Here is a 22,757-nt window from a genome sequence, read left to right on the forward strand (position 1 = left end):
GGACCGATCTGATCATCATTCTATTTTGCTCGACGTCGGTGCTCTACGGCGCCCCCCTCTGTCCTGCCGGACATCTCCCCCACGAGTGGGGAGATTGGCTGTCGCGACAGTCGGTCCCGATCTCCAGCGCAGCAAAGCGACGAACCATCATCACAAACCGGTGAGCGCTGTAACGAAGCAGCGGGCGGCGGCGAAGTGGGGACATGAGCGGTGCATCCAGGCGCCGCCGCCCACGGAGCAAGCCGATGTCCTGCAAGTTCGTCACAGTGTCCAGTCTTTGCGCGCTTGCGCTGGCGGTGTCGCTCGGCGCGGCGGCCGCCCAGCCGCTCACCGTGGTCGAGCTGTTCACCAGCCAGGGCTGCTCGTCCTGCCCGCCGGCCAACGCCAACCTGATCAAGGTCAAGGACCAGCCCGGCGTGCTGGCGCTGTCGTTCAACGTCACCTACTGGGACTATCTCGGCTGGAAAGATATTTTCGGCCGCCAGGAATTCACCCAGCGCCAGGTCAGCTACGAGCCGCCGCTCGGCCATGACGGGCCGTTCACGCCGCAAGTGGTGGTCAACGGTCATGCCGATGTCGTCGGCGCCGCACCCGGCGAGATCCAGCATCTGATCGCAAGCACTGGCCGCACCAGCGGGCCGTCGCTGTCGCTCGATGGCGGCAAGATCAGCATCGGCGCCGGTTCGGTGCCGGCCGGCCGTGCCGATGTCTGGCTGGTGCGCTACGCCAAAGGCGTCGTCAATGTGCCGGTGGCGCGCGGCGAAAACACCGGCCGCACCTTGCCGCACGCCAATGTCGTCCATGTGCTCAAGAAGCTCGGCAGCTGGACCGGCGACGCCACGGCGCTGGATCTGCCGCCAGCTTCGGACGGCCTGAGCACCGCCGTGCTCGTGCAGTCGCCCGGTGGCGGGCCGATCCTGGCCGCTGCGACCAACTAGATCACGCTTCGACAAGAGATTGCGCAAACGCCGCACGCGCGGCGCCGCATACCACGGCCGCCAAGAGGCGCGCCTTCAACGACCAACCTCCGAGGAGACCACCATGACCATTCTTTCCCGGCCGACATTGTTGGCCCGGCTGACTTTGTCGGCCCGCCTGACGCTGCCGGCGCTCGCTCTCGCTTTGTGCTCGACGGCGCTGCTTGCCGGCGGCATCGCCCGTGCCGACGACGCGACCAACGCGATGAAGCCGGCAGCCAATGCCATGAAACCCGCTGCGGATGCGATGAAGCCGGCCGCGGACGCCATGAAGCCTGCAACGGATGCGATGAAGCCCGCCGACCCGATGGCCACCAATTCCATGAAGCCGGCCGCCAACGCCATGAAGCCGGCGGCTGACGCGATGAAACCGGCAACCGATGCCATGAAGCCGGCAAACTAGAGTTGACGCTGTTTCCGGCTTCGGTCCTCCCCCAGGTCCGAATCCGGGCGCACGTGAAAGTGAGGCCTCGGCCGCAACTCGCCCGTCGCATGATCGCATCTTATCCAATAGACTCCACATGATGGACGTCACAGGAGCTCAAGCCATGACCGACATTCAAAAACCACCCACCAGACAGTCGTCGAACCTCGTCCGCAGCGCGCTCGCCGCGCTTGCGCTTGCCGCCGCGGGCGCGGCCTTCTGGCTGACGCCGGCGGTTTCGGCCGAGGATGCGGTGAAGATCCCGCCGCCGGCATTTGACGAAAAGGCAGCTGCCGGCAGCGAAAAGGCAATCTTCGCCGGCGGCTGCTTCTGGGGCGTGCAGGGCGTGTTCCAGCACGTCAAGGGCGTCAGCAAGGCCGTCTCCGGCTACACCGGCGGTAGCAAGGATGATGCCGTCTACGAGACGGTCGGCTCAGGCCGCACCGGACATGCCGAATCCGTCGAGATCACCTATGATCCGTCTGAGGTCACCTATGGCCAGCTGCTGCAGGTCTATTTCTCGGTCGCCCACAACCCCACCCAGCTGAATTTCCAGGGTCCGGACTCCGGCACGCAGTACCGCTCGACGATCTTTGCCGAAAACGATGCGCAAAAGAAGATCGCGCAGAGCTACATCGCCCAGCTCGACCAGGCCAAGGTGTTCCCGGAGCCGATCGTCACCACACTGGAAACTGGCAAGACCTTCTATCCGGCCGAGAATTATCATCAGGATTTCCTGACGCTGAACCCGACCTATCCCTACATCGTCTACAACGACCTGCCCAAGGTGGCGAACCTGAAGGCACTGTTCCCGGCGCTGTACAGCGAGAAGCCTGTGCTGGCGCTGTCGGCGAGCAACTGAGGTGCGTAATCTCCCCCTCGAGGGGGGAGATCACGTCTCAATCATACGTCAAATCCGTCGCCTTCCCGCCAAACACCCGGTAGGCATAGAACGAATAGAAGATGATGACCGGCAGCACGACCACGGTGCCGGCCAGGATGATGGCCAGGCTCTCCGGTGCCGAGGCCGCTTGCCAGATGGTCAGGCGATCCGGCACCACGAACGGGTAGAACGACCAGGCCAGGCCGGCAAAGCCGAGCGCGAAGATGGCGGCCAGCGTCAGGAACGGCGTCAGCGAATGGCGGTCGTCGGGCTTCGGCAGATGGAAGGTCTGCCGCCACAGCCAGCCGAACAGCAGCGCCGACAGGATCGGCAGCGGCGACAAATAGAGCATCGCCGGCCAGACGAACCACTTGTCGAAGATGCGCGGGCTGGCGAAGGGCGTCGCCAGCGACACCGCCGCCATGCCAAGCCCGGTCAGCACCAGCGCCGTGCGCAGCCAGCGCACCGCCTTCTTCTGCAACTCGCCCTCGGTCTTGTAGATCACCCAGGCGGCGCCCATCGCCGCGTAAGCCGCGGCAAGGCAGAACGCCACCAGCACGCCAAACGCCATGCCGCCGAAGCCGACATCGAGGCCCAGCACATAGACGCCCAGCATATAGCCCTGCGCCAGCGAGGCGATGAGCGAACCCAGGAAGAAAATACGGTTCCAGCGGTGCTTGCGCTCGGTCGGCACCTTGGCGCGGAAATCGAAGGCGACGCCGCGCAGGATCAGCCCGATCAGCAGCACGAAGACCGGAATGTAGAGCGCGGTCAGGATGACGCCATGCGCCATCGGGAAGGCGACCAGCAGCAGGCCGACGGCCAGCACCAGCCAGGTTTCATTGGCGTCCCAGAACGGGCCGATGGCCGCGATCATCGTGTCCTGCTCGGCGTCTTCGGCGGCGGCGAACAGGATGCCAATGCCGAGATCGAAACCGTCGAGAATGACGTAGATCAGGATGGCCAGGCCCATCAGGCCGGCGAAGATCAGGGGAAGCGCGGTGGGCCAGTCGAAGCTCATTTTTCTTCTCCTACTCGCCTGCTGCCGGTTGCGACATGGCCGCCTTCATCACGCCCGGCAGCGGCGATGAATCGCCGTCCTTCGCCGCCTTCAGCGCCAGGTGCACCAGCACGCCGAGATAGGCGATCAGCAAAAGCGCGTAGAGAATGAGATAGATGGCCAGCGTCAGCGCGACATGGCTGCCGGCCACCGGGCCGACCGCGTCGGCGGTTTTCAGCACGCCGGTCACCAGCCAGGGCTGGCGGCCGATTTCCGTGGTGTACCAGCCGGCCAGCGTCGCCAGCCAGCCCGACAGCCCCATCGGCACCATCAGCAGAGCGAGCGGCTTCGGCAGGCTGTGGCGGCGCTTGAGGAAGAAGGCGGCCGACCACGAGACGATGAGCATCAATATGCCGGTGCCGACCATGACGCGGAAACCCCAGAACACCGGGAACACCGGCGGATGGTTGCCGGGATAGTCGTTCAGCCCCGGCACGACACCGCTGATCGAGTGTCGCAGCACCAGGCTGGCCCCGTCGGGAATGGCGATTTCGAACCTGTTTTCCTTGGCCGCCTCGTCGGGCAGGGCGAACAGAACCAGCGGCACGTTGGGGCCGGTGTTCCAGTTGGCCTCCATGGCGGCGATCTTCTGCGGCTGGTGCTCCAGCGTGTTGAGCCCATGCTGGTCGCCGGCAAAGATCTGGATCGGGATCAGGATCGCCGCGGTGAAGACGCCGGTGCGCAGCGCCTTCCACATCGATTCCGAGCGGTCGCCCTTGAGATAGCGCAGCGCTGACAGGCCAGCGATCAGGAACGACACCGTCAGGCCGGATGCCAGCAGCATGTGGGTAAGCCGGTAGGGCATCGACGGGTTGAAGACGATCGCCCACCAGTCGACGGCGTGTGCGACGCCATCACGGATCTCGAACCCGGCCGGCGTCTGCATCCAGGAATTGAGCGCGATGATCCAGAAGGCCGAGACGGTCGTGCCGCCCGCCACCAGCACCGTCGCCAGCGTGTGGATGCGGTTGGAGACACGGCGGAAGCCGAACAGCATGATGCCGAGGAAGGCGGCTTCGAGGAAGAAGGCGGTGAGGATCTCGTAGGCCAGCAGCGGCCCGGCAATGTTGCCGACCTTTTCCATGTAGCCGGGCCAGTTGGTGCCGAACTGGAAGCTCATGGTGACGCCGGTAACCACACCCATGGCGAAGGACAGTGCGAACACCTTCACCCAGGTGAAATACGCACGTATCCAGGCGGAATCGCCTGTCGCGTTGTAGCGCAGCTTGAAGAACAGCAGCACCCAGCCCAGCGCAATGGTGATCGTCGGAAACAATATGTGGAACGAAATATTTGCGCCGAATTGCATGCGCGACAGGATGAGCGGGTCCATGGTGGGCTCCGGCTGCTTCGAATGCCTTGAAGAATAGGCCTGTCACGCCGCTCGGTCAAAGCGGCGTCCCGCCGCGAGGCGGAACGCCGCAGCGCCCTGCCAATATGACGCATGCGCAGCATAGCTTACCCTATGTGCCGGTGTCCGGCAGGTCGCCAGACTCATCCCGGTCGCTGGGGCAGTTGTATCGGCCGCCAGCCACCATGGTCGGCCGGCAACGATTGTCGAGAACTGTCAGCAGCGGCATTGACTTACGGTTGCATGCACCGACATTCGGCCTATATCAGGGGACCTCTTTCAAGCAGCCGTTTTCAACCATGCCCTCCATCCTGTCTATTTCCGGGGTCTCCAAGACCTACGCCACCGGCTTTACCGCGCTCAAGGAGGTCAATCTCGACATCCAGCGTGGCGAGATCTTTGCGCTGCTCGGCCCCAACGGCGCCGGCAAGACGACGCTGATCTCGATCGTCTGCGGCATCGTCAACCGCTCGTCGGGCACCGTCACCGTCGACGGCCACGACATCAACAAGGATTATCGTGCCGCGCGCAGCCTGATCGGCCTGGTGCCGCAGGAACTGACCATCGATGCCTTCGAGAGCGTCTGGGCGACGGTCAACTACAGCCGCGGCCTGTTCGGCAAGCCGGCCAACCCGGCTTTTGTCGAGAAGGTGCTGCGCGACTTGTCGCTATGGGACAAGAAGGACGCCAAGGCGATCACCCTGTCGGGCGGCATGAAGCGCCGGCTGATGATCGCCAAGGCGCTGTCGCATGAGCCGCGCGTCCTGTTCCTCGACGAGCCGACCGCCGGCGTCGATGTCGAGCTGCGCCAGGACATGTGGGCGATGGTGCGCCGGCTGCGCGAGGATGGCGTCACCATCATCCTCACCACCCATTACATCGAGGAAGCCGAGGCGATGGCCGACCGCGTCGGCGTCATCAACCGCGGCGAGATCATCCTGGTCGAGAACAAGGCCGAACTGATGCGCAAGCTCGGCCGCAAGCGGCTGGTGCTGGAACTGCGCAATCCGCTGACGGCCATTCCCGAGGCGTTCTCGCGCTATGCGCTGGAACTGTCGCCGGATGGCGGCCAGCTGACCTACACCTATGACAACCAGGCCGAGCGGCCGGGCGTCGCCTCGCTCATCCGCGACCTCGAGGCCGGCGGCATCCAGTTCCGCGACATCGACACGCAAAACAGTTCGCTCGAGGAGATCTTCGTCAATCTGGTGAGGAGAGAGCCATGAACCTCCGCGCGGTATGGGCGATCTACCGGATGGAAATGGCGCGTGCCTTCCGCACCGTGCTGCAAAGCATCGTCTCGCCGGTCATCTCGACATCGCTGTATTTCGTCGTCTTCGGCTCGGCCATCGGCTCACGCATCACCGAGATCGACGGCATCAGCTACGGCGCCTTCATTGTGCCCGGCCTGATCATGCTGTCGCTCTTGACGCAGTCGATCTCCAACGCCTCCTTTGCCATCTACTTTCCGAAATTCGTCGGCTCGATCTACGAACTTTTGTCGGCTCCGGTCTCCTATCTGGAGATCGTCATCGCCTATGTCGGCGGCGCGGCAACCAAGTCGATCATCCTCGGCCTGATCATCCTGGCGACAGCCTCGCTGTTTGTGCCGCTGACCATCCTGCATCCGTTCTGGATGCTCGCCTTCCTGGTGCTGACGGCGGTGACCTTCAGCCTGTTCGGCTTCATCATCGGCATCTGGGCGAAGAGCTTTGAACAATTGCAGCTGGTGCCGCTGCTGATCATCACGCCGCTGACCTTCCTCGGCGGTAGCTTCTATTCTATCAACATGCTGCCTGGGGTCTGGCGCACGGTGACGCTGTTCAACCCGGTCGTCTATTTGATCAGCGGCTTCCGCTGGAGCTTTTACGGCAAGTCTGACGTCTCGGTCGGCGTCAGCCTTGGCATGACCGTCGTCTTCCTGCTGGTCTGCATAACCATCGTCGCCTGGATCTTCAGGACCGGCTACCGGCTCAGGAACTGAGCGGTCCAAAGTCGTCATCCTGGGGTCTGCGCCGCTTCGCTTCGCTCCTTGCCACGCCCCAGGATGACGAAGGGAAAAGGCTTCGCCCAAGCCCTGAATATCGATAGACCTAGATTGCCTTGACCAGCCGCAGCAGCCCTATCATCTCCACATACGTCCCCTTGCGGAAGGCGATGTAGACCGGCTCTTCGACACCATGGAAGCGGCGCTTGAACGCCGCCTGGCCCTGCAGGTTGAACCTGCGCCGGTTGACCCATGGCGAGTCGTAGGCGCGCTGGAAGATGTTGCGCCAGAAATCGCTTTCGTCAAAGCCGCTCGGGCCGATGTCGACCAGCGGCGACAGGCCGAGCGTGACCACCGAGATGCCTTGCTCGCGAAAACGGTCGACGGCGAATTTGGTCAGGCCGACCTCTGCATGCGGCGAGGCATCGATATGCTTGCGCTTGAAGGCGGTGGTGTAGCCGATGACCTTGCCGTCGGCAAACAGCGGATCGAAGTCGAGCAAAGCGACCAGTTCGCCGTCGGGGCCATGCAGCACGAAACGGCGCATGTCGCTACCGAGATGGTCGGCGAACGGGCGGTTGAGAAAGCCCATCTCCCAGCGCTTGACGATGCGGTCGCCGCGCCAGTTTTGGGAAAGCCGGGCGATCTCGTCGAGGTGGATCGTTCGCCTGTCCTCTTCGAACGAAAAGCCCTTCTTCAGCAGCCAGCGCTCGGAGTAGCGCACGGTTTCGTTGCGCTTTCCGGAAAAATCATGCTCGGGCAGGGTGAGGCGGGTGTCGATGCCGAAACGATTGACCTTGTAGCCGAGCCCGGCCAGCACCCGTGCGGTCTCTTCGCCGATCTGCACGAACCACGGGCTGCCGGCGGCCTCGACGAAGCGTCTGATATAGTCGGGTCGATGCGCCGGAGCCGCCACGGGGTCGCCGAGCGCGAAATGATGCTTCATCTTGGTGCCGAAGGCGATGTAGCCGTCGGCGTCGCCGAAATAGGAAAGCTTGTTCTGCACGGCGCTGGAGTAGGCGAGCGAGAAGTCGCCGTGGCGGCGTACAAGCGCCAGCCGTTCGACATGGGTCAGCGCCTCCCGCTCGACCTTGGGCGCGGCGCCCTCAAGGATGCTGTCGACATAGATCCGCAAGGAGGGCATGGTCGAGATTCCGCGTGCCGCCTACAACGCCGCGCGTCCAAGACGCGCAAAGGTGCTGTAACACTTCGATTCTGCGCATGGCCTCGAAAATCGAACCCGATTTCGGGCATGCGCGTGGGGGATAACAGAGACCCGCCAGCCCCCCAGGGCCTCGAATCAATCACATTGCCGCGACCTGATTACCGTTGATATTGCGCATATGCCATATAGGGCACAACCGCGGCCCAGCGTATGGCTCGAAAATCGTATGCTCGAAATCGGCAGCGGTTTGCGGGTATGGTCCTGCGCGGGATCAAACGGTTACAGCGTCATGCGAGCCTTGCGGCAGGGCGGTCGAATGGGATTCAAGAGTGAATGGCTGATACGACAATCAGGTGGGTGGCGGACCAGACGGTGACGGTCGAGCCGGCAATCGTCGTCGGCGCCGGTGCTGCCGGACTGGCCGTCGCGCACGCCGTGATGAACGCCGGCGTGCCGACCGCGATCCTGGAAAAGGAAAGCCGGCTGGCGGAGCCCTGGCACCGGCGACACCCGCAGTTGCATCTCAACACCCACCGCGATCTTTCTTCGTTGCCTGGCCTCGCCTATCCCCCGGGCACCCCTGCCTTTCCGCAAAGGATGGTCGTCATCCGCCATATGAATGATTTCAGGGAGGAGAACCGGCTGCCGGTGCAGTTTGGCGTCGCTGTCGAAGAAATCGCCTTCAAGGGCGATCATTGGGCGCTGCGGACCAGCGCGGGGCCGCGCCTGGCCCGCAATGTCGTCATCGCCACCGGCCGCGACAGGCAGCCATTCACTCCTGAATGGAAAGGCATGAAGGATTTCGCCGGCCGCATCATCCATTCGGCGGATTTCGGCGACGCGCAGGACTATGCGGGCCAGAAAGTGCTGGTCGTCGGCGCCGGCAATTCGGGCTTCGACGCGCTCAATCATCTGGCCGACATAGACACGGCCGCCATCTGGCTGTCGGCCCGCAGCGGCCCCGCCCTCCTGCCCAAGCGGATCGGCAAGATCGCCGTGCATCGGCTTTCGCCGTTCATGGCGCGCTTGCCGTTGCGGGTCGCCGATGCGGCGATCGCGGCAACGCAGCGCCTCGTCTTCGGCGACCTGACCAAATTCGGCATGCCGCCCGCACCCAGGGGCGGCGTCAGCCGCCTGACCTCGGATTATACCGCGATCGCTGCCGACGACGGCGCCGTCGACGCCATCAAGGCCGGCAAGATCACCGTCGTGCCGCCCATACGGGAATTCACCCGCGACGGCGTGATCTTGGCCAATGGCAGCCTGATCGATCCCGATATCGTCATTGCCGCGACAGGCTACCGCACCGGGCTGGAGCCCATGGTCGGCAAGCTCGGCGTGCTCGACAGCAAGGGCGTCCCGCTCTTCAACGGCGGGCAAGCCGATCCGAAATTGCCCGGCCTGTGGTTTACCGGCATGCGGCCAAGCATTCGCGGCTGCTTCGCCAATGCCGGCATCCTGGCCAAGGCGATCGCCAAACGGATTGCAGCTTCCGCTGGCGCCTCCCACCAATCCGGTGCTTCACGCTGACTTAATCGGAGACGCCGGCACGTCGGCTCGATCAACTGATTGCTATGTTATATAACATGTTATCATTTATGGCACAGGTCGACTATGGAAGACGTCATACGATCTCTTGGCTACCTCTGCCTGGGCAGCAGGTTGAAGCGCATTGGCGAGCAGTTGCAGGCCGACGCGCAGCGTCTGCTCGACGGCTTGGAGGTTCCACTTCAATCGAGCCAGTACCCGTTGCTTGCCGCACTCGACAAACTGGGACCGTTGGCTGTCGGCGAACTGGCGCAATCGCTGGGGCTGACACAGCCGGGTGTGACAAGAAGCGTGTCGCTTCTGGCCGAGCTGGGGCTGGTCGAAGCCATCCAGTCGGATGGTGACCAGCGGCGGCGGGTGGTCTCGCTGACTAAGAAGGGTCAACGCCTGGTCGATGTCGCGAAGCGGGACGTGTGGCCGCGCATAGAGAGCGCCGTCGCGGATTTGTGCCGAGATCTTTCGGGGCCGCTTCTCGATCAACTCGCGGCCATTGAGGACGGTCTGGCCACGGCCCCGCTCGATCGTCGCGTCAAGGAAGGCGCCAGGCAATGAAACATATTCTTGACCGTCCCGTCTGGAGCGCGCTGGAGACGAGGCATCAGGCCTTCGCGCAAGGTGGCAAGCTTGCCAGGCGCTATTCACCGTCAATCGCCCTCTTTGCCGCTACAGCTACCGACGATGCCGAAAGCCTGCGGGCGTTCGGCAAGCTTGTGTCCTCGGGCGAGAGCGTGATCATGGCTCAGGCCGATGCCATTGCGCTGCCCGTCGGCTTGTCGGCGATCTCGACGGCCGCTGCCGTCCAGATGGTTGCCGAGGTGCCGTTGCAGACCGTGTCGGACGAGCGCGTGCAACGTCTGACGCAAGAGGATGCGGCCGAGATGCTGGCCTTGGCGTCACTCACCAAACCCGGCCCGTTCACATCCGGGGCGTTGAGCCTCGGCGACTTCTGGGGTGTGAAAATCAACGGCAGGCTGGTGGCGATGGCCGGCGAGCGCATGAAGCAACCCGGCTATAGCGAACTCAGCGGCGTCTGTTCGCACCCGGAATTCCGTGGCGGCGGCCTCGGCCGGCTGCTATCGCTGTTCGTGGCAGACCAGATTTTTGCACGCGGCGAGATACCCTACCTCCACGCCTATGCCGCAAACACTGGTGCCATAAGATTGTACGAATCCATCGGCTTCCGATTGAGAAGCATGATCAATGTGGCCGTGGTTCAGCGGGCCGAATAGGATAAGGCGCCGCCGGGCATCACGCCGACTTTGGCTCGAGCCGCCGGAAACCGACGGCCTCCATCAGCATATCCTCTTCGACCATGCCGGCATTGTGCAGGGCGAGCAGGTTAAGCGCGATTTCGCGCGCATCGGCGGAATCGGGATGCGCTTCACGCCGCCGGCAGGCCTCATCGAACACGCGCTGCAGCTTGGCTATATCGGCTGGCTTGAGCAAGCCACGGTCATAGACGGACTTCGACATGGCGATCTCCTGATAAAGACCTAGGGCGCCACGTTTAAATTGCCAATCTTTCCCGAGGCTTGAATGATTTCACGTAAAAAGGGAGGGGCTTCGGGTCACCGAAATCCCTCCCTTGAGATTGCAAACCAGTGCCGGATATCAGACCGCGATCTTGCCGCCACCCTGTTTGGTGATGGCGACCACCGACGGCCGCACCGGCATGTCGGGCTTGAAGTCGGGCCAGCGTGTCGACAGGTCTTCATAGTAGGACGGGCGGCCGAACGCCTCCCAGTCCTCGCCGCCGTCGCCCGGATGCTGGACGGCGACGAAGGCGGTCTGGTCGTCGGGCGCAAACAGCGGACCGCACATTTCGGCGCCGATCGGCACGCGGAAGAACAGTTTTGAGGTCGCCCGCGCCGACCCTTCGGTGTCCACTGCCCACAGGCCGTCGGTACGGCCGGTGGCCTTCGGGCCCTGGCCATCGGTGGCCACCCACAGGCGGCCGGCCGAATCGACGGCGCAATTGTCGGGCATGCCGAACCAGCCATTGGCCGTCGTTGCCGTCGAGAAGGTGGCGCCGACATCGGCCACCGAAGGATCGCCGCATTTCAACAGCACTTCCCACTTGCCCTTGGCAGCGGTGAAATCGCCGCCGTCCTCCGATATCTCGATGATGTGGCCGAAGGCGTTTTCGGCGCGCGGGTTGGCGGCGTCGACCTGGTCGGCCTTGCGCTTCGAATTGTTGGTCAGCATCACATAGACCTTGCCGTTGACGGCATTGGGCTGGATGTCTTCCGGGCGGTCCATCTTGGTGGCGCCGAGCAGGTCGGCGGAGCGGCGTGTTTCGATCAGCACGTCGGCTTGGCCAGTGAAGCCGTTTTCAGCCGTCAGCGGCCCCTGGCCGAAGACGATCGGCAGCCATTCCACGGAACCGTCTTCGGCGAACTTGGCGACATGCAGCGTGCCGTCGTCGAGCAGGTCCTTGTTGGCGGCATGGTCGTTCGGATTGAACGCCGCCTTGGTGACGAACTTGTAGACATAGTCGAAGCGCTCGTCGTCGCCGAGATAGAAGACGACGCGGCCGTCCTTGGCGACGATCGATTCGGCGCCTTCATGCTTGAAGCGGCCCATGGCGGTGCGCTTCCTCGGCGTCGAGGTCGGATCGTTGACATCGACCTCGACGATCCAGCCGAAGCGGTTGGCCTCGTTGGGCTCTTTGGCGAGATCGAAACGGTCGTAATGCGCCGCCCATTCATAGGCGCCTTCGGGAATGCCGAGGCGCTTGTAGTTGGCGGCTTCCTTGTGGTCTGCCGGCAGTTCGCCGGAGAAATAGCCGTGGATGTTTTCCTCGGCCATCACATAGGTGCCCCAGGGCGTGACGCCACCGGCGCAGTTGTTGAACGTGCCGAAAACCTTGGTGCCGGACGGGTCGGCATTGGTCTTGACGCGGTCATGGCCGGCAACCGGACCCGACAGCGCCATTTCGGTGCTGGAGGTGATGCGGCGATTGAGCTTGCCGTCGCGCACCACCTGCCATTTGCCAGCGTCCTTGCGGATCTCGACGATGGTGCCGCCGTGCGCCGCCATCTCGACATCGACCTGCTCCTTCGAGAGGGGTGCGACTTCGGCCGACTTCTTGCCGTCCTTTTCGACGATCTTCACGATGCCCGGGAACATCAGATGCGGGTTGGTGTATTCGTGGTTGACCACCAGCAGGCCGTGTTCGGCTGAACCGTCGATCGGGAGATAGCCGACGTAGTCGTTGTTGTAGCCGAACTGTCTGGACTGCGCCTGCGCCGACTGTTTCGTCGGGTCGAAGTCCGGCGAATCGGCAAACAGCGGGTCGCCCCAGCGCAACAGCACATCGGCGTCGTAGCCCGGTGCGACATGATGCTTGTCGTCGATGCCGGCCTCCAACTCGTCGAACGCGAAGGCCGAGCCTTCCGCGGCCCGGGCCTCGTCGGCGCTGATAAGCGCCAGCGGGGAGACGGTGGCGGCGATGGCCGAGACGGCCAGCGAACCCCTGAGGAAGCCGCGGCGCGAGAACCGCGCGGCAATGATCTCGCCCATGGTGCGGTTGTCGGTGGGGTTGGTGGCCGGGCCGTCGTTTTCCTCGAGCAGGCTGGTGCGGAATCGGGCGTCAGGGGAGCGGTGTTCGGTCATTTGGGGGCTTGCCTCTGGCTGCGTGGATGGCTGGAGCGTGTTGCCTGTTTAACCCCTTATAATCGCCGGATCACATTTTCGTGACATCAGAGGCCTTTCAGACGCAACAGGCATTCCGCGCACCGTTGGCTAAGCATTCTCGGAGTTGCCGTGCCAGGGATGGTGGACATGATGTGACGGCGGACCACCGGCGACAGGATCGGAGTGGACGGCAACAAGATCGAGCATCCCGACGGCATCAGAGAGACAGCGCCAGGGAAGCAATCGAGAACGGTCGTTTCGATATAAAGGAGCCCTCGGCCGCGCCATCGTCGAACGTCCGGCGCCGGCGGACGATATTAGTCGTCTTCAGGCTCTGTGAAACAGGTCAACCAGGCAAAAGCCAGCGTTACAAGTCACCTCCGCCGCCCCCGGCGGAGGTGACTTGATGTCCGGCGTCTGCCGTCGTCAGGCATCGGGAAAGCCAGTCTCCCGTTAAGCGATAGCGGTCGCGGCGCCGTTCATACGAAGCTAATATAGCATAGGGATAGGACTTTAGTCCAATCTTGCGCTTGCAAAAGTCCTGGGTGACAACCGCAACGGTCGGAGGTCGCTTCCGGGAACCACGTCTTTCAGCGATGCTGGTTGCTACTGCGACGTTGAGGGTGGGCGCGCCGGCTCAATCGACGGAGATCAGGATGCACAGATCGGTCACGACCCGTTGTTGCCGGCTGGCGCTCAGATTGGCGGCCGCGCTGGCGTTGACCATCGCTCCCTATCACTTTGCCCTCCACGGCTCCGTTCCCGGAATCGACACCGCCAGCGCACAGGCCGGCAAGGGCGGCAATGGCGGTGGCAACAGCGGGGGTGGAAACGGCAATGGTGGCAGCAGCGGTGGCGGAAACAGCAGCGGCGGTAATAGCGGCAACAGCAACGGGAATGGCAACAGCGGCAATTCCGGCAAGTCGGGATCAAACAAGGGCAACAGCGCGAGTCATGTCAATGCCACGACCGGTGACAAGGTCGACGTGACAGGCAACAAGATCACAGTCCGGCATCCCGACGGCTTAACCGAACAGCTTGAGAACGGCCGTTTCAGGATGGAGGATGCGCTCGGGCGCACGATCATCGACCGCCGGGCCACGCCGGCCGATGTCAGCCGCCTGAAGGCCTTGTGAAGCTTGCCAACAGGCAACGGCCGGCTTCACATGTCACCTCCGCCGCCCCCCGGCGGAGGTGACCTCGTTTCTGGGCCGGCACCGCGCGATTTCCGGCACCGCGATGACTGAAGTCCCTGGAGCGGCTCCGGTTTGGTAGAAGCGCTGAACTGTTAGGTATGGCTCCTGTCGCGGTCGCGCGACTCACGCATCATCAAGGCTGCCTCGGTGCGGTTTCGCACATTGAGTTTCGACAGCACGCCGGTCATGTGATGCTTGACGGTCTTCTCCTGAAGCTCCAGCCGCAGGGCGACTTCCTTGTTGCTCAGCCCCTCAGCCACCAGCCGCAGGATTTCCGTCTGCCGCTCGGTGAGTTGCCGCAGCCGGTCCGCTATGGCGTTGGTGGGTTTCTGGGACTGGAGATCCGAAAGCAGTCGGGCCGACAGCGTCGGCGAAAGATAACTCTCGCCAGCCGCCACGTTGCGCAGGATGTCGGCAAGCGCGCGCGATCCGATACCTTTGAGGACATAGCCGCGCACCCCAGCGTTCAGGGCCATGGTCACATCGGCATTGGCCTCCGAAACGGTCAGCATGACGATCTTCTGGGCGGGATGGCTGGCGAGGATGCCTGCAACCGCGGCCAGACCACCCCCCGGCATGGAGATATCGAGCAGCAATATGTCGGGCCGCACCGTCGAGGCGATGCGTTCGGCATCCTGCGCCGTGGCACCCTCGCCAGCCATCTCGAAACCTCCGATCTCCGACAGGCTGCGCGTCACACCTTCGCGAAAGAGGGGATGATCGTCGACAATGGCGATGCGAATAACATCAGTCATGCTTGCTCCTCAATCGATAGACGGATCACCAATCGCGTGCCTTGCGGCCCGGTCAAGGTTTCGAACTGGCCACCAATGCTTTCGACCCGCTCTCTGAGGCCGGCGAGCCCGAGGCCCTCGACCCGTGCCGGATCGAAGCCTGGCCCGGCGTCCGATACTTCAACACAAAGCCTGCCACCTTTCATCCCGGCACTCACCGCTTGATCCTTGCCTCGCCCGTGGCGGTAGGCATTGTTCAGCCCTTCCTGCACGAAACGATAGATGCTGATCTTCTCGGAGGCGCCGGGCTCTGGCAACTGTCCGGCCAGCGTGAGTGTCACTGACGTTCCCGTCCTCAGCTCGTGTTCGTTGACGGCCAGCCGCAGAATGTCTGGGGCGGCTGCCGTCTCTATCTGCGGCAGGACGAGGCCGGTGCAGATGCCGCGTATTTCGCGCAGCGCATCCTCCAGCGTCTTGCGGATCATCGCGACCTCGGTCGAGCGGCTTTCGCCCGAATGGCCTTCGGCGGAAAATATCGGACTGTCCATGCGCAACGCCGCCAGGGCCACGAGTTGGGCCGGACCGTCATGGAGATCGGCGCCGATACGGCGCAAATATCTTTCGTTGAGCGCGGTGGCGCGGCGGGAGGCCCGCTGCACGCGCATTCTCAGGGCGCTGTTTTGCGTCACCAGACCCTGCAGTTCCGACACCTGGCGGCGCAGCGCCCCGCGCTGATCGTCGATGGTGCGGCTGCCGCGCAGGACGATGCCCGACAAGAGTAGCAATGCCGCCAGGGTCGCGCCGGCCACGATCAGCCAGCTAGACCACAGAGCGGAAGCCAGGGTGGCTTTGAACTCGTCGGCGATCTCGTAGAATTCGGTGACCGCCACCACTTCGCCGGACCAGGGCTCGCGCACCGGATTGTAGATCTCCAGCAAAGGAACGCCGGACGCCTCTTCCTTGCTTTCGGTCTCGTCGAACGTGTCGAGCTGGGCGACGACATTGCCCTGGAAGGCGGAGCGCAGGCCGCTGCTTGGTTCGAAACGGCGGCCTATCAGCGCCGTCTCCTTCGCATAGAGAACCGTGCCGTCGCGGCTCCAGAGCCTGAACGAGACGAGGCGCTTGCCGAGCGCGCCCTGGCCAAGTGTCTCGTCGAGCGCCCGCTTGACCGAGTCGCTGAGCTCCTGGTCCTTGCGCAGGTCTGGCAGCAGCGGCGCAATCACGCTGTCGACATACAGCGCCGTCGTGGCGGCTGAATTGTGGATGACGCCCTCCCGGATCTGCGCCGTCACCCAGGCGCCCACCACCAGCATGACGGCCAGCAGGCCAAAGCCGCCGGCAACGACGAATTGCAGGGCAAGAGAAAGTTCGCTCCAGCGTCGCACCAGGTTTTGCAGAATGCGTATCATGAGCCCCTGACCGCCCTTGAATCGACAGACTGGGCGATATCAGCACATTGACCCTCCCTCTTGCCGTTGCCAAGAGCTACGTTTGATCGACGTCGCTTGACGTCCCGGCACGCTTCGGAAACAAGGTCCTCGACACACGCGGCGGGAGCCGCTTCGAGAGGGGACGGGACGTGAGTTTTTCGGGATTGCTGCAGCTTGGCTTGTCGACTGTCATTTTCCTGCTGGCGGCGACAGCGGCCAAGCAATGGGGCCTGGCGCCGAGCCTGGGCAAGATCCTGCTGACGCTGGCGCTCTATTCGCTGGGCAATCTGATCATGCTGCGGCTGATCCGCGAGTTCGGCATGTCGGTTTCGTTCAGCCTCTCGGCCGTCATCCAGCTGGTCTCGGTGAATGTCGTCGCGCTGATGTTCTTCGGCGAGCGCGTCAACGCGCTGCAGGCGACCGGCATCATGCTGGCGATCGCTGCCGTGGCACTGATCACGCTTGGACCCTATCTGCAAGGCCGACTGTAACGGGCGAATTGCCGATGAAGAACGCCGCGAACGCTCTGCTCAACCGGGTCGAATTCCCGGTGCTGCTGGCCGGCCTGGTCATCGCCGCCGGCCTGTGGGGCTTCGAGGAGCTGATGGAGGTGGCGCGCGCCACCACGCCGCACGCTTTCGACACTGAAATCCTGCTCGCTTTCCGTCAGCCGGGTCAACCGGGGGTGCCAATCGGCCCGCTTTGGCTGGAGGGCGCGATGCGTGACATTACCAGCCTCGGCAGTTCGGCCGTGCTGGTGCTGATCACGGCGGCGACGATCCTCTATCTGCTGCTGATCCGCCGGCCGGCAACGGCAATTTTCATCTTCGTGGCGGTGGCCGGCGGCCAGGTGCTGTCGAGTCTGCTGAAAGCCGGCATCGACCGGCCCCGCCCCGAACTCGTCTCGCATCTCGTCAACGAAACTTCGCTGTCCTTTCCCAGCGGCCACGCCATGCTGTCGGCGGTGACCTACCTTACGCTCGGCGCGCTGGCAGCGCGCTTCCTGCCGGGGCGAACGACGAAGATCTATGTGCTGTCGCTGGCGGTGCTGACGACGCTGCTGGTCGGCATCAGCCGCATCTATCTTGGTGTGCACTGGCCATCGGATGTGCTGGCCGGCTGGTGCGCCGGCTTCGTCTGGGCGATGCTGTGCTGGCTCATGGCCTGGGCGTGGCAGCGATGGCGCGGGCAGCGCCTGGACGGCGACAGCGAGACTGGAGATTAGATCAGCCGGTTGATCAGCCCGTGCCCGCAACCCGTCAACAGCAAAACCACCGACAGCAAGGCTGCCGATGTCATCAATGCCCTGGAAATCTTCAACTGCTCACCCCGGTCGATGCTGAAAAGGAAAGGCTGCGTCGATATCTTCCCGCCAATGACCAGCCTAGCATGCCTGTCTTGCTCCCCGCCATCCGGTTTCCCGAGAGGGTACATGTTTCATATATGCATTATGATGGTTGAAACATCATCATGACTGTATTATACGTTGATACCGCAGACTCAGACGGGGGTTTTGGCCGATGATCACTGCCGCGCAGATGCGCGCCGCAAGGGCGCTGGCCGGCATCGATCAAAAGACGCTCGCCGAACGCGCCGGCGTTTCGCTTCCGACCATCCAGCGCATGGAGGCGAGTGATGGCGTGGTCAGGGGCGTGGTCGACACGCTGATGAAGGTCATCCAGGCCCTTGACGAGGCCGGGGTGGAATTGATCGGCGAGAACCAGACCAGCGAGCGCGGTGGCAGGGGCGTGCGCCTCAAGCAGACCGTGCCGCGCTAAGCCTCTCCCGCAACCCGAGTCGGCACACATAAGTCGCGACGCGACCGCCGACGTTCCTGCCGACGATCCCGCCGCCTTCACGGAGCGGAAGGCACATTCATGGACCAGAGCCATCCGGCAAGCCACCATCCGGCAAGGCCGACATTTTACGAACTGTTCACGCCGAAACTGGTGACGGTCTGGCGCGAAGGTTACCGCCTGCCGCAGTTCAAGGCCGACTTCATGGCCGGCCTGACCGTCGCCATCGTCGCACTGCCGCTGTCGATGGCGATCGCCATCGCGTCGGGGGTGACGCCGGAGCGCGGCCTGTTCACCGCCATCGTCGGCGGCTTCATCGTCTCCGCGCTTGGCGGCAGCCGTTTCCAGATCGGCGGACCCGCTGGCGCCTTCATCGTGTTGGTGGCGGCAACGGTTCAGCGCGAAGGTGTCGACGGTCTTCTGCTGGCAACGATGATGTCGGGCGTCTTCCTGCTCGCGATCGGCTATCTGAGGCTCGGCACCTACATCAAATTCATCCCCTATCCGGTGACGGTCGGCTTCACCGCCGGCATCTCGATCATCATCTTCTCCGGCCAGATCGTCGAATTGTTCGGGTTGAAGCTTGCAGGCACCGAGCCCGGACCGCTTCTGCCGAAGCTGATGGCGATCGGTGAGGCGGCCGGCACGCTCAACATCTCGGCGACACTGGTGGCGGTGCTGACCATCGTCACCATTGTCGCGGTGAAACGCTGGCGGCCGGGCTGGCCGGGCATGCTGATCGCCGTCGGCCTGGCCTCGCTGGTGGTGGCGCTGCTGGCGCTGCCGGCGGAAACGATCGGCACGCGTTACGGCGGCATTCCGCGCAGCCTGCCGTTTCCGGCACTGCCGGTGCTTAGCCTCGACAAGGCGATCGCCGTGCTGCCGGACGCCGTCGCCTTTGCGCTGCTCGGTGCGATCGAATCGCTGCTGTCGGCGGTTGTCGCCGATGGCATGACGGGCCGGCGGCACCGTTCAAATTGCGAACTGGTGGCGCAAGGCTTCGCCAATATCGCCTCGGCTCTGTTCGGCGGCATCTGCACCACCGGCACCATCGCCCGCACCGCCACCAATGTGCGGGCCGGCGCACATGGGCCGGTCTCGGGCATGTTGCATTCGCTGTTCCTGCTCGTCTTCATGCTGGTGGCGGCACCGCTGGCCAGCTACATCCCGCTCGCCGCCCTTGCCGGCGTGCTGGCGGTCGTCTGCTGGAACATGTTCGAAAAACAGGCCTTCGCCACCCTGTTGCGCGCTTCGCGCGGCGATGCGCTGGTGCTGATGGCAACCTTCTTGATCGTCGTCTTCCGCGACCTCACCGAAGGGATCGTCGTCGGCTTCGTGCTGGGGTCGATCCTGTTCATCGACCGCATGTCCAAGAGCATTGCGGTCGAGGCCGATCAGCCGCTGGTGCAGGAGGATGTCGCCGACAGCACCAACGCCTACGATTCCAGCGAGGCGACCGACGCCGACACCGTCGTCTACCGCATCTCGGGCGCCTTCTTCTTCGGTGCTGCGTCGACCGTCGGCACCGTGCTCGACCGCATTGCCGACCAGCGCAAGAACTTCATCCTCGACTGTTCGGCCGTACCGTTCTTCGATTCGACGGCGGCCAATGTCATCGAGGGCGCCGCCCACAAGGCGAAGCGCGCCGGTGTCCGCTTCATCATATCGGGTGCCGCGCCCCAGATACGGCGCATGCTGATCAACCATGGCGTCAAGCGCCCGCTGGTGACCTATGCCGCCTCGATCCGCGACGCACGGGCGCAGTTGAAAGGGAAACCGGAGACGGAGTAGCAGCCGGGATTTGCCGGCCGGTGGCCACTTGGTACAAGGTTTCCGCCGGTTGAACGTCGACTTTTGACTCTGAGCTGACTCACGCACGGCGCGACGTGAACGACCGCACTGCGCCTCATCTCGGCCGTAGAGCCGCGCCAGGGCCATGGGTAGTTTCCCAAGTTGCCACCGGCGCGTCTGATAGGACGCAGCCGGCCGATCTGGACAGCGCCGGCCGGCCGCGTGCATCGATAGGCGCGTGTCGCCTACTGACGAACGCGGATGATCGTCTTCCCCGAGCGTCGCTTGGTCGGGTTGAAGGCGGAAACGGCATCGTCGAGGGTCGAGATGTTGCCGATGTTCGTCCGCAGTCGTCCGTCCCGCACCCGCTGGACGATCTCACTTAGTTGAGCACGATCGGACTCGACAACGAAGTCGACCGCTAGGCCATTGGCGGGCCGCGCGTCGGGCGGCCCGACGACGGTCACCAGTGTTCCGCCGGCTCGAATCAAGCCTACGGACCGCTTCTGTATGTTGCCGCCGATGACATCGAACACCAGATCGACGCTGCCGACGTCTTCCAGGGCGTCGTTATCGAGGTCGACGAACTCGTTCGCGCCAAAGTCGAGAGCCTTCTGACGGTCGGCAGAGCGTCCGGTGCCAATGACGTAGGCGCCGGCCTCCCGCGCGAGTTGCGTCACCATCGAACCGACTGCGCCGGCCGCGCCGTGCGCAAGGACGCTCTGCCCCGCCTGAAGGCGGCCGTGCTGGAACAGTCCCTGCCACGCGGTCAGGCCCGAGATCGGCAGGCTCGCGCCCACCGTGAAGTCGACGTCGCCCGGCAGTGGCGCGAGGTTGCGCGCCTCCATGGCAAGATACTCCGCCAGGGTGCCGTCGCGATACCAATCGGCGAGACCGAACACACGCTGGCCCACCGACAGTCCCGTTGTGCCGTAGCCGAGGGCGGTGACCACTCCGGCCAGTTCGTGCCCGGGGATCGATGGCGTCCGGTCACGGTCGACGCGATCGGTCCAGGTCGAGGGCCACGTCAGCTCAGTCGGGACAAATCCAGACGCATGAACCTGAACGACGACGTCGTTTATCGCTGCCTGCAGCTCGGGCCGCTCGGTCAGCTTCATCCCGGCCGTTCCCGCGGCCTGATCCGTTACTGCGATTGCCTTCATCGGAATTGTCTCCTCGGTCATTTGTCACGTGGCGATGGCCGGTAGATATGTCAGGCTCCGGTCATGAAACAGGACCAAGATTGGCGGGAACGGTGGTACCATCGCGCCATGGCCGCTGTGCCCATCCATCTCGACCGCGCCGCAAGGACGCCGCTGGCGACGCAGATCTACCGGGCAGTCCGGGACGCCATCGAGACCGGGCGGCTAGACCCGGGAGCAAAGCTGCCTTCCTGGCTTGACATGGCCGCTCAACTCGGCGTCTCGCGCGGCACCGTACGCCTCGCGTACCAGCGGCTCATCGACGAGCAGTTCGCGGTCGGCGCCGGCGCGGCGGGCACCCGCGTCGCCGAAGGCCCGTCGCCTTCGTCGGCGCCGTTGTGGTCGCCAGACGTGCCGCCCCTGCCAGAACTGTTCCATACCTATGGAACGCCGCCCCTGCCTTTCCAGATGGGCGTGCCCTCGCAAGACGCCTTTCCGTTCAAGCTGTGGTCGCGCATCTTCGCACGAGCGGCGCGGCGGGCAGCGGCCGCGCCGGTCAGCTATCCCGATCCCCGGGGTGACCCGCAGCTGCGAAAGGAGATCGCGGCCTATGTCGGGATCGCGCGGGGTCTTCGGTGCAGTCCCGCCCAGGTGTTCATCGCGGCAGGCTATTCCGGGGCGATCGGTCTGGCGGTGCGCGCGCTCCAGGTCGAGGGATCGCGGGCCTTGATCGAGGATCCGAGCTTCCCGATCACACGCAAAGCGCTCGACCTGGCCGGCATCACCGTGACGGCCGTTCCGGTCGGCGCCGAAGGCCTGGATGTCGCTTCCGGCGTCCGGAGCGCTCAGGACGCAGCGCTGGCGATCGTCACGCCAGGGCAACATGCGCCGCTTGGGATGACGATGTCGCTGAGCCGCAGGCTTGCGTTGCTCGCGTGGGCTCGGCGGAGCGACGCCTGGATCATCGAGGACGATTATCTGAGCGAGCTGCAGCTAACCGGCCGGGCGGCTCCAGCGCTCGCTTCGCTCGATCACGGTGGACGGGTCTTGCATATTGGCAGCTTTAGCAAGACGATCAGCCCAGTTCTGCGCCTCGGGTTCGTCGTTGCGCCCATCGAACTCACTGGCCGGTTCGGTGACGTATGCGCCTGCCTGGCGCCGGCTCCAGCCCTAGCGCTCCAAGGCGCGGTGGCCGAGTTCCTGCGCGAGGGGCACTATATTCGGCATCTACGGCGCATGAAGCGCCTCTACGCGTCTCGGCGGCAGGCCCTGCTCGAGGGCCTCGCACAGGTCGGGTCGGAGTCGCTGAAAGTCGAAGCCACCGCTGGCTTGGCCGTGATTGTCTCGACAACCGCCTCTCTGTCGGACGTGGAGATCGCCCGCCGCGCCCGCTCGTTCGGCTTGGCACCGTCGCCTCTCTCTCAATGGTGCGTCCGATCACCCCCATGGCAGGGGCTCCTGCTCGGCGTGACCAACTTGGATACGGGTCGGCTTCCACAGTATTGCCGGCAGATCGCGGAAGCGGCGCAATAACGCCACTTGCGCTCGGCGATCCTTGTAGGGCCCGATCCTGCAATGGACTGCTCCTGCCCCTTGGTTTGGGGACACGGCCGTGGCCACAATACGAGTTCGAGTTG

At 64.0% G+C, this 22,757-nt stretch carries 22 protein-coding genes; 14 read left to right on the top strand and 8 right to left on the bottom strand.

Annotated elements, in window-relative coordinates:
* The first annotated feature begins 245 nt into the window (after positions 1 to 245).
* The 3 genes from EJ076_RS04285 (at position 246) to msrA (ending at position 2,263) form a co-directional block, all read left to right on the top strand.
* Positions 246 to 938, top strand: coding sequence for a DUF1223 domain-containing protein (locus tag EJ076_RS04285; RefSeq protein WP_126067021.1), 693 nt, complete (start codon positions 246 to 248; stop codon positions 936 to 938).
* A gap of 103 nt (positions 939 to 1,041) precedes the next feature.
* Positions 1,042 to 1,380 carry a hypothetical protein gene (locus tag EJ076_RS04290; RefSeq protein ID WP_245462954.1) on the top strand — a complete coding sequence of 113 codons (339 nt, stop codon included), beginning with the start codon at positions 1,042 to 1,044 and terminating at the stop codon, positions 1,378 to 1,380.
* A gap of 145 nt (positions 1,381 to 1,525) precedes the next feature.
* The gene (gene msrA, locus EJ076_RS04295) at positions 1,526 to 2,263 is read left to right on the top strand and encodes a peptide-methionine (S)-S-oxide reductase MsrA (RefSeq protein ID WP_126067022.1); all 738 of its coding nucleotides are present in this window, start codon (positions 1,526 to 1,528) and stop codon (positions 2,261 to 2,263) included.
* A 37-nt stretch (positions 2,264 to 2,300) separates the two neighbouring features.
* On the opposite strand, the gene EJ076_RS04300 is transcribed toward msrA, so the two are convergent.
* Together EJ076_RS04300 and EJ076_RS04305 are read right to left on the bottom strand one after the other, a co-directional pair.
* The gene (locus EJ076_RS04300) at positions 2,301 to 3,305 is read right to left on the bottom strand and encodes a cytochrome d ubiquinol oxidase subunit II (protein WP_126067023.1); all 1,005 of its coding nucleotides are present in this window, start codon (positions 3,303 to 3,305) and stop codon (positions 2,301 to 2,303) included.
* Positions 3,306 to 3,315: 10 nt separating this feature from the next.
* Positions 3,316 to 4,677 carry a cytochrome ubiquinol oxidase subunit I gene (locus EJ076_RS04305; RefSeq protein ID WP_126067024.1) on the bottom strand — a complete coding sequence of 454 codons (1,362 nt, stop codon included), beginning with the start codon at positions 4,675 to 4,677 and terminating at the stop codon, positions 3,316 to 3,318.
* Between the two features lie 317 nt (positions 4,678 to 4,994).
* On the opposite strand from EJ076_RS04305, the gene EJ076_RS04310 reads away from it, so the two are divergent.
* Both EJ076_RS04310 and EJ076_RS04315 read left to right on the top strand, forming a co-directional pair.
* Positions 4,995 to 5,921 (top strand): ABC transporter ATP-binding protein, encoded by a 927-nt coding sequence (locus EJ076_RS04310; RefSeq protein WP_126067025.1) that lies wholly within the window; start codon positions 4,995 to 4,997, stop codon positions 5,919 to 5,921.
* On the top strand, positions 5,918 to 6,679 hold the full coding sequence (locus EJ076_RS04315) for an ABC transporter permease (protein ID WP_126067026.1): 762 nt from the start codon (positions 5,918 to 5,920) through the stop codon (positions 6,677 to 6,679). The genes EJ076_RS04310 and EJ076_RS04315 overlap by 4 nt, the downstream gene beginning before the upstream one ends.
* A gap of 109 nt (positions 6,680 to 6,788) precedes the next feature.
* Here EJ076_RS04315 and EJ076_RS04320 read toward each other — a convergent pair whose 3' ends face one another.
* On the bottom strand, positions 6,789 to 7,826 hold the full coding sequence (locus EJ076_RS04320; RefSeq protein WP_126067027.1) for a phosphatidylglycerol lysyltransferase domain-containing protein: 1,038 nt from the start codon (positions 7,824 to 7,826) through the stop codon (positions 6,789 to 6,791).
* 354 nt (positions 7,827 to 8,180) lie between these two features.
* Here EJ076_RS04320 and EJ076_RS04325 point away from each other — a divergent pair, with 354 nt between their 5' ends.
* The 3 genes from EJ076_RS04325 (at position 8,181) to EJ076_RS04335 (ending at position 10,624) form a co-directional block, all read left to right on the top strand.
* Positions 8,181 to 9,377 carry an NAD(P)/FAD-dependent oxidoreductase gene (locus tag EJ076_RS04325; protein WP_126067028.1) on the top strand — a complete coding sequence of 399 codons (1,197 nt, stop codon included), beginning with the start codon at positions 8,181 to 8,183 and terminating at the stop codon, positions 9,375 to 9,377.
* A gap of 84 nt (positions 9,378 to 9,461) precedes the next feature.
* Positions 9,462 to 9,947, top strand: coding sequence for a MarR family transcriptional regulator (locus tag EJ076_RS04330; RefSeq protein ID WP_126067029.1), 486 nt, complete (start codon positions 9,462 to 9,464; stop codon positions 9,945 to 9,947).
* Complete coding sequence (locus EJ076_RS04335) at positions 9,944 to 10,624, top strand: GNAT family N-acetyltransferase (RefSeq protein WP_109663481.1); 681 nt, start codon at positions 9,944 to 9,946, stop codon at positions 10,622 to 10,624. The genes EJ076_RS04330 and EJ076_RS04335 overlap by 4 nt, the downstream gene beginning before the upstream one ends.
* A 19-nt stretch (positions 10,625 to 10,643) precedes the next feature.
* Here EJ076_RS04335 and EJ076_RS04340 read toward each other — a convergent pair whose 3' ends face one another.
* Both EJ076_RS04340 and EJ076_RS04345 read right to left on the bottom strand, forming a co-directional pair.
* Entirely contained in the window at positions 10,644 to 10,868 is a 225-nt protein-coding gene (locus EJ076_RS04340; protein WP_013528677.1) for a hypothetical protein, read from the bottom strand.
* A gap of 138 nt (positions 10,869 to 11,006) precedes the next feature.
* Complete coding sequence (locus EJ076_RS04345) at positions 11,007 to 13,010, bottom strand: PhoX family phosphatase (RefSeq protein ID WP_126067030.1); 2,004 nt, start codon at positions 13,008 to 13,010, stop codon at positions 11,007 to 11,009.
* Between the two features lie 677 nt (positions 13,011 to 13,687).
* Here EJ076_RS04345 and EJ076_RS04350 point away from each other — a divergent pair.
* Positions 13,688 to 14,167 carry a hypothetical protein gene (locus EJ076_RS04350; protein WP_126070959.1) on the top strand — a complete coding sequence of 160 codons (480 nt, stop codon included), beginning with the start codon at positions 13,688 to 13,690 and terminating at the stop codon, positions 14,165 to 14,167.
* Positions 14,168 to 14,319: 152 nt separating this feature from the next.
* On the opposite strand, the gene EJ076_RS04355 is transcribed toward EJ076_RS04350, so the two are convergent.
* Both EJ076_RS04355 and EJ076_RS04360 read right to left on the bottom strand, forming a co-directional pair.
* Entirely contained in the window at positions 14,320 to 14,982 is a 663-nt protein-coding gene (locus EJ076_RS04355) for a response regulator transcription factor (protein ID WP_109663474.1), read from the bottom strand.
* Entirely contained in the window at positions 14,979 to 16,370 is a 1,392-nt protein-coding gene (locus EJ076_RS04360) for a sensor histidine kinase (RefSeq protein WP_126067031.1), read from the bottom strand. The genes EJ076_RS04355 and EJ076_RS04360 overlap by 4 nt, the downstream gene beginning before the upstream one ends.
* 170 nt (positions 16,371 to 16,540) lie before the next feature.
* Between EJ076_RS04360 and EJ076_RS04365 the strand changes: the two genes are divergently transcribed.
* The 4 genes from EJ076_RS04365 to EJ076_RS04380 all read left to right on the top strand — a co-directional run bounded on the left by EJ076_RS04365 (position 16,541) and on the right by EJ076_RS04380 (position 19,978).
* Complete coding sequence (locus tag EJ076_RS04365) at positions 16,541 to 16,882, top strand: hypothetical protein (RefSeq protein ID WP_109663468.1); 342 nt, start codon at positions 16,541 to 16,543, stop codon at positions 16,880 to 16,882.
* A 14-nt stretch (positions 16,883 to 16,896) separates the two neighbouring features.
* Positions 16,897 to 17,616, top strand: a complete 720-nt coding sequence (locus EJ076_RS04370; RefSeq protein WP_126067032.1) for a phosphatase PAP2 family protein — start codon at positions 16,897 to 16,899, stop codon at positions 17,614 to 17,616.
* 295 nt (positions 17,617 to 17,911) lie between these two features.
* On the top strand, positions 17,912 to 18,169 hold the full coding sequence (locus EJ076_RS04375; RefSeq protein ID WP_109663459.1) for a helix-turn-helix transcriptional regulator: 258 nt from the start codon (positions 17,912 to 17,914) through the stop codon (positions 18,167 to 18,169).
* 99 nt (positions 18,170 to 18,268) lie between these two features.
* Positions 18,269 to 19,978 carry a SulP family inorganic anion transporter gene (locus EJ076_RS04380; RefSeq protein ID WP_126067033.1) on the top strand — a complete coding sequence of 570 codons (1,710 nt, stop codon included), beginning with the start codon at positions 18,269 to 18,271 and terminating at the stop codon, positions 19,976 to 19,978.
* 245 nt (positions 19,979 to 20,223) lie between these two features.
* On the opposite strand, the gene EJ076_RS04385 is transcribed toward EJ076_RS04380, so the two are convergent.
* Positions 20,224 to 21,141 carry an NADP-dependent oxidoreductase gene (locus tag EJ076_RS04385; protein ID WP_126067034.1) on the bottom strand — a complete coding sequence of 306 codons (918 nt, stop codon included), beginning with the start codon at positions 21,139 to 21,141 and terminating at the stop codon, positions 20,224 to 20,226.
* Between the two features lie 63 nt (positions 21,142 to 21,204).
* Between EJ076_RS04385 and EJ076_RS04390 the strand changes: the two genes are divergently transcribed.
* Positions 21,205 to 22,653, top strand: a complete 1,449-nt coding sequence (locus EJ076_RS04390) for a PLP-dependent aminotransferase family protein (protein ID WP_245462955.1) — start codon at positions 21,205 to 21,207, stop codon at positions 22,651 to 22,653.
* Positions 22,654 to 22,757: the final 104 nt, after the last annotated feature.

It is taken from the genome of Mesorhizobium sp. M7D.F.Ca.US.005.01.1.1, assembly GCF_003952545.1.
GTDB lineage: Bacteria > Pseudomonadota > Alphaproteobacteria > Rhizobiales > Rhizobiaceae > Mesorhizobium > Mesorhizobium loti.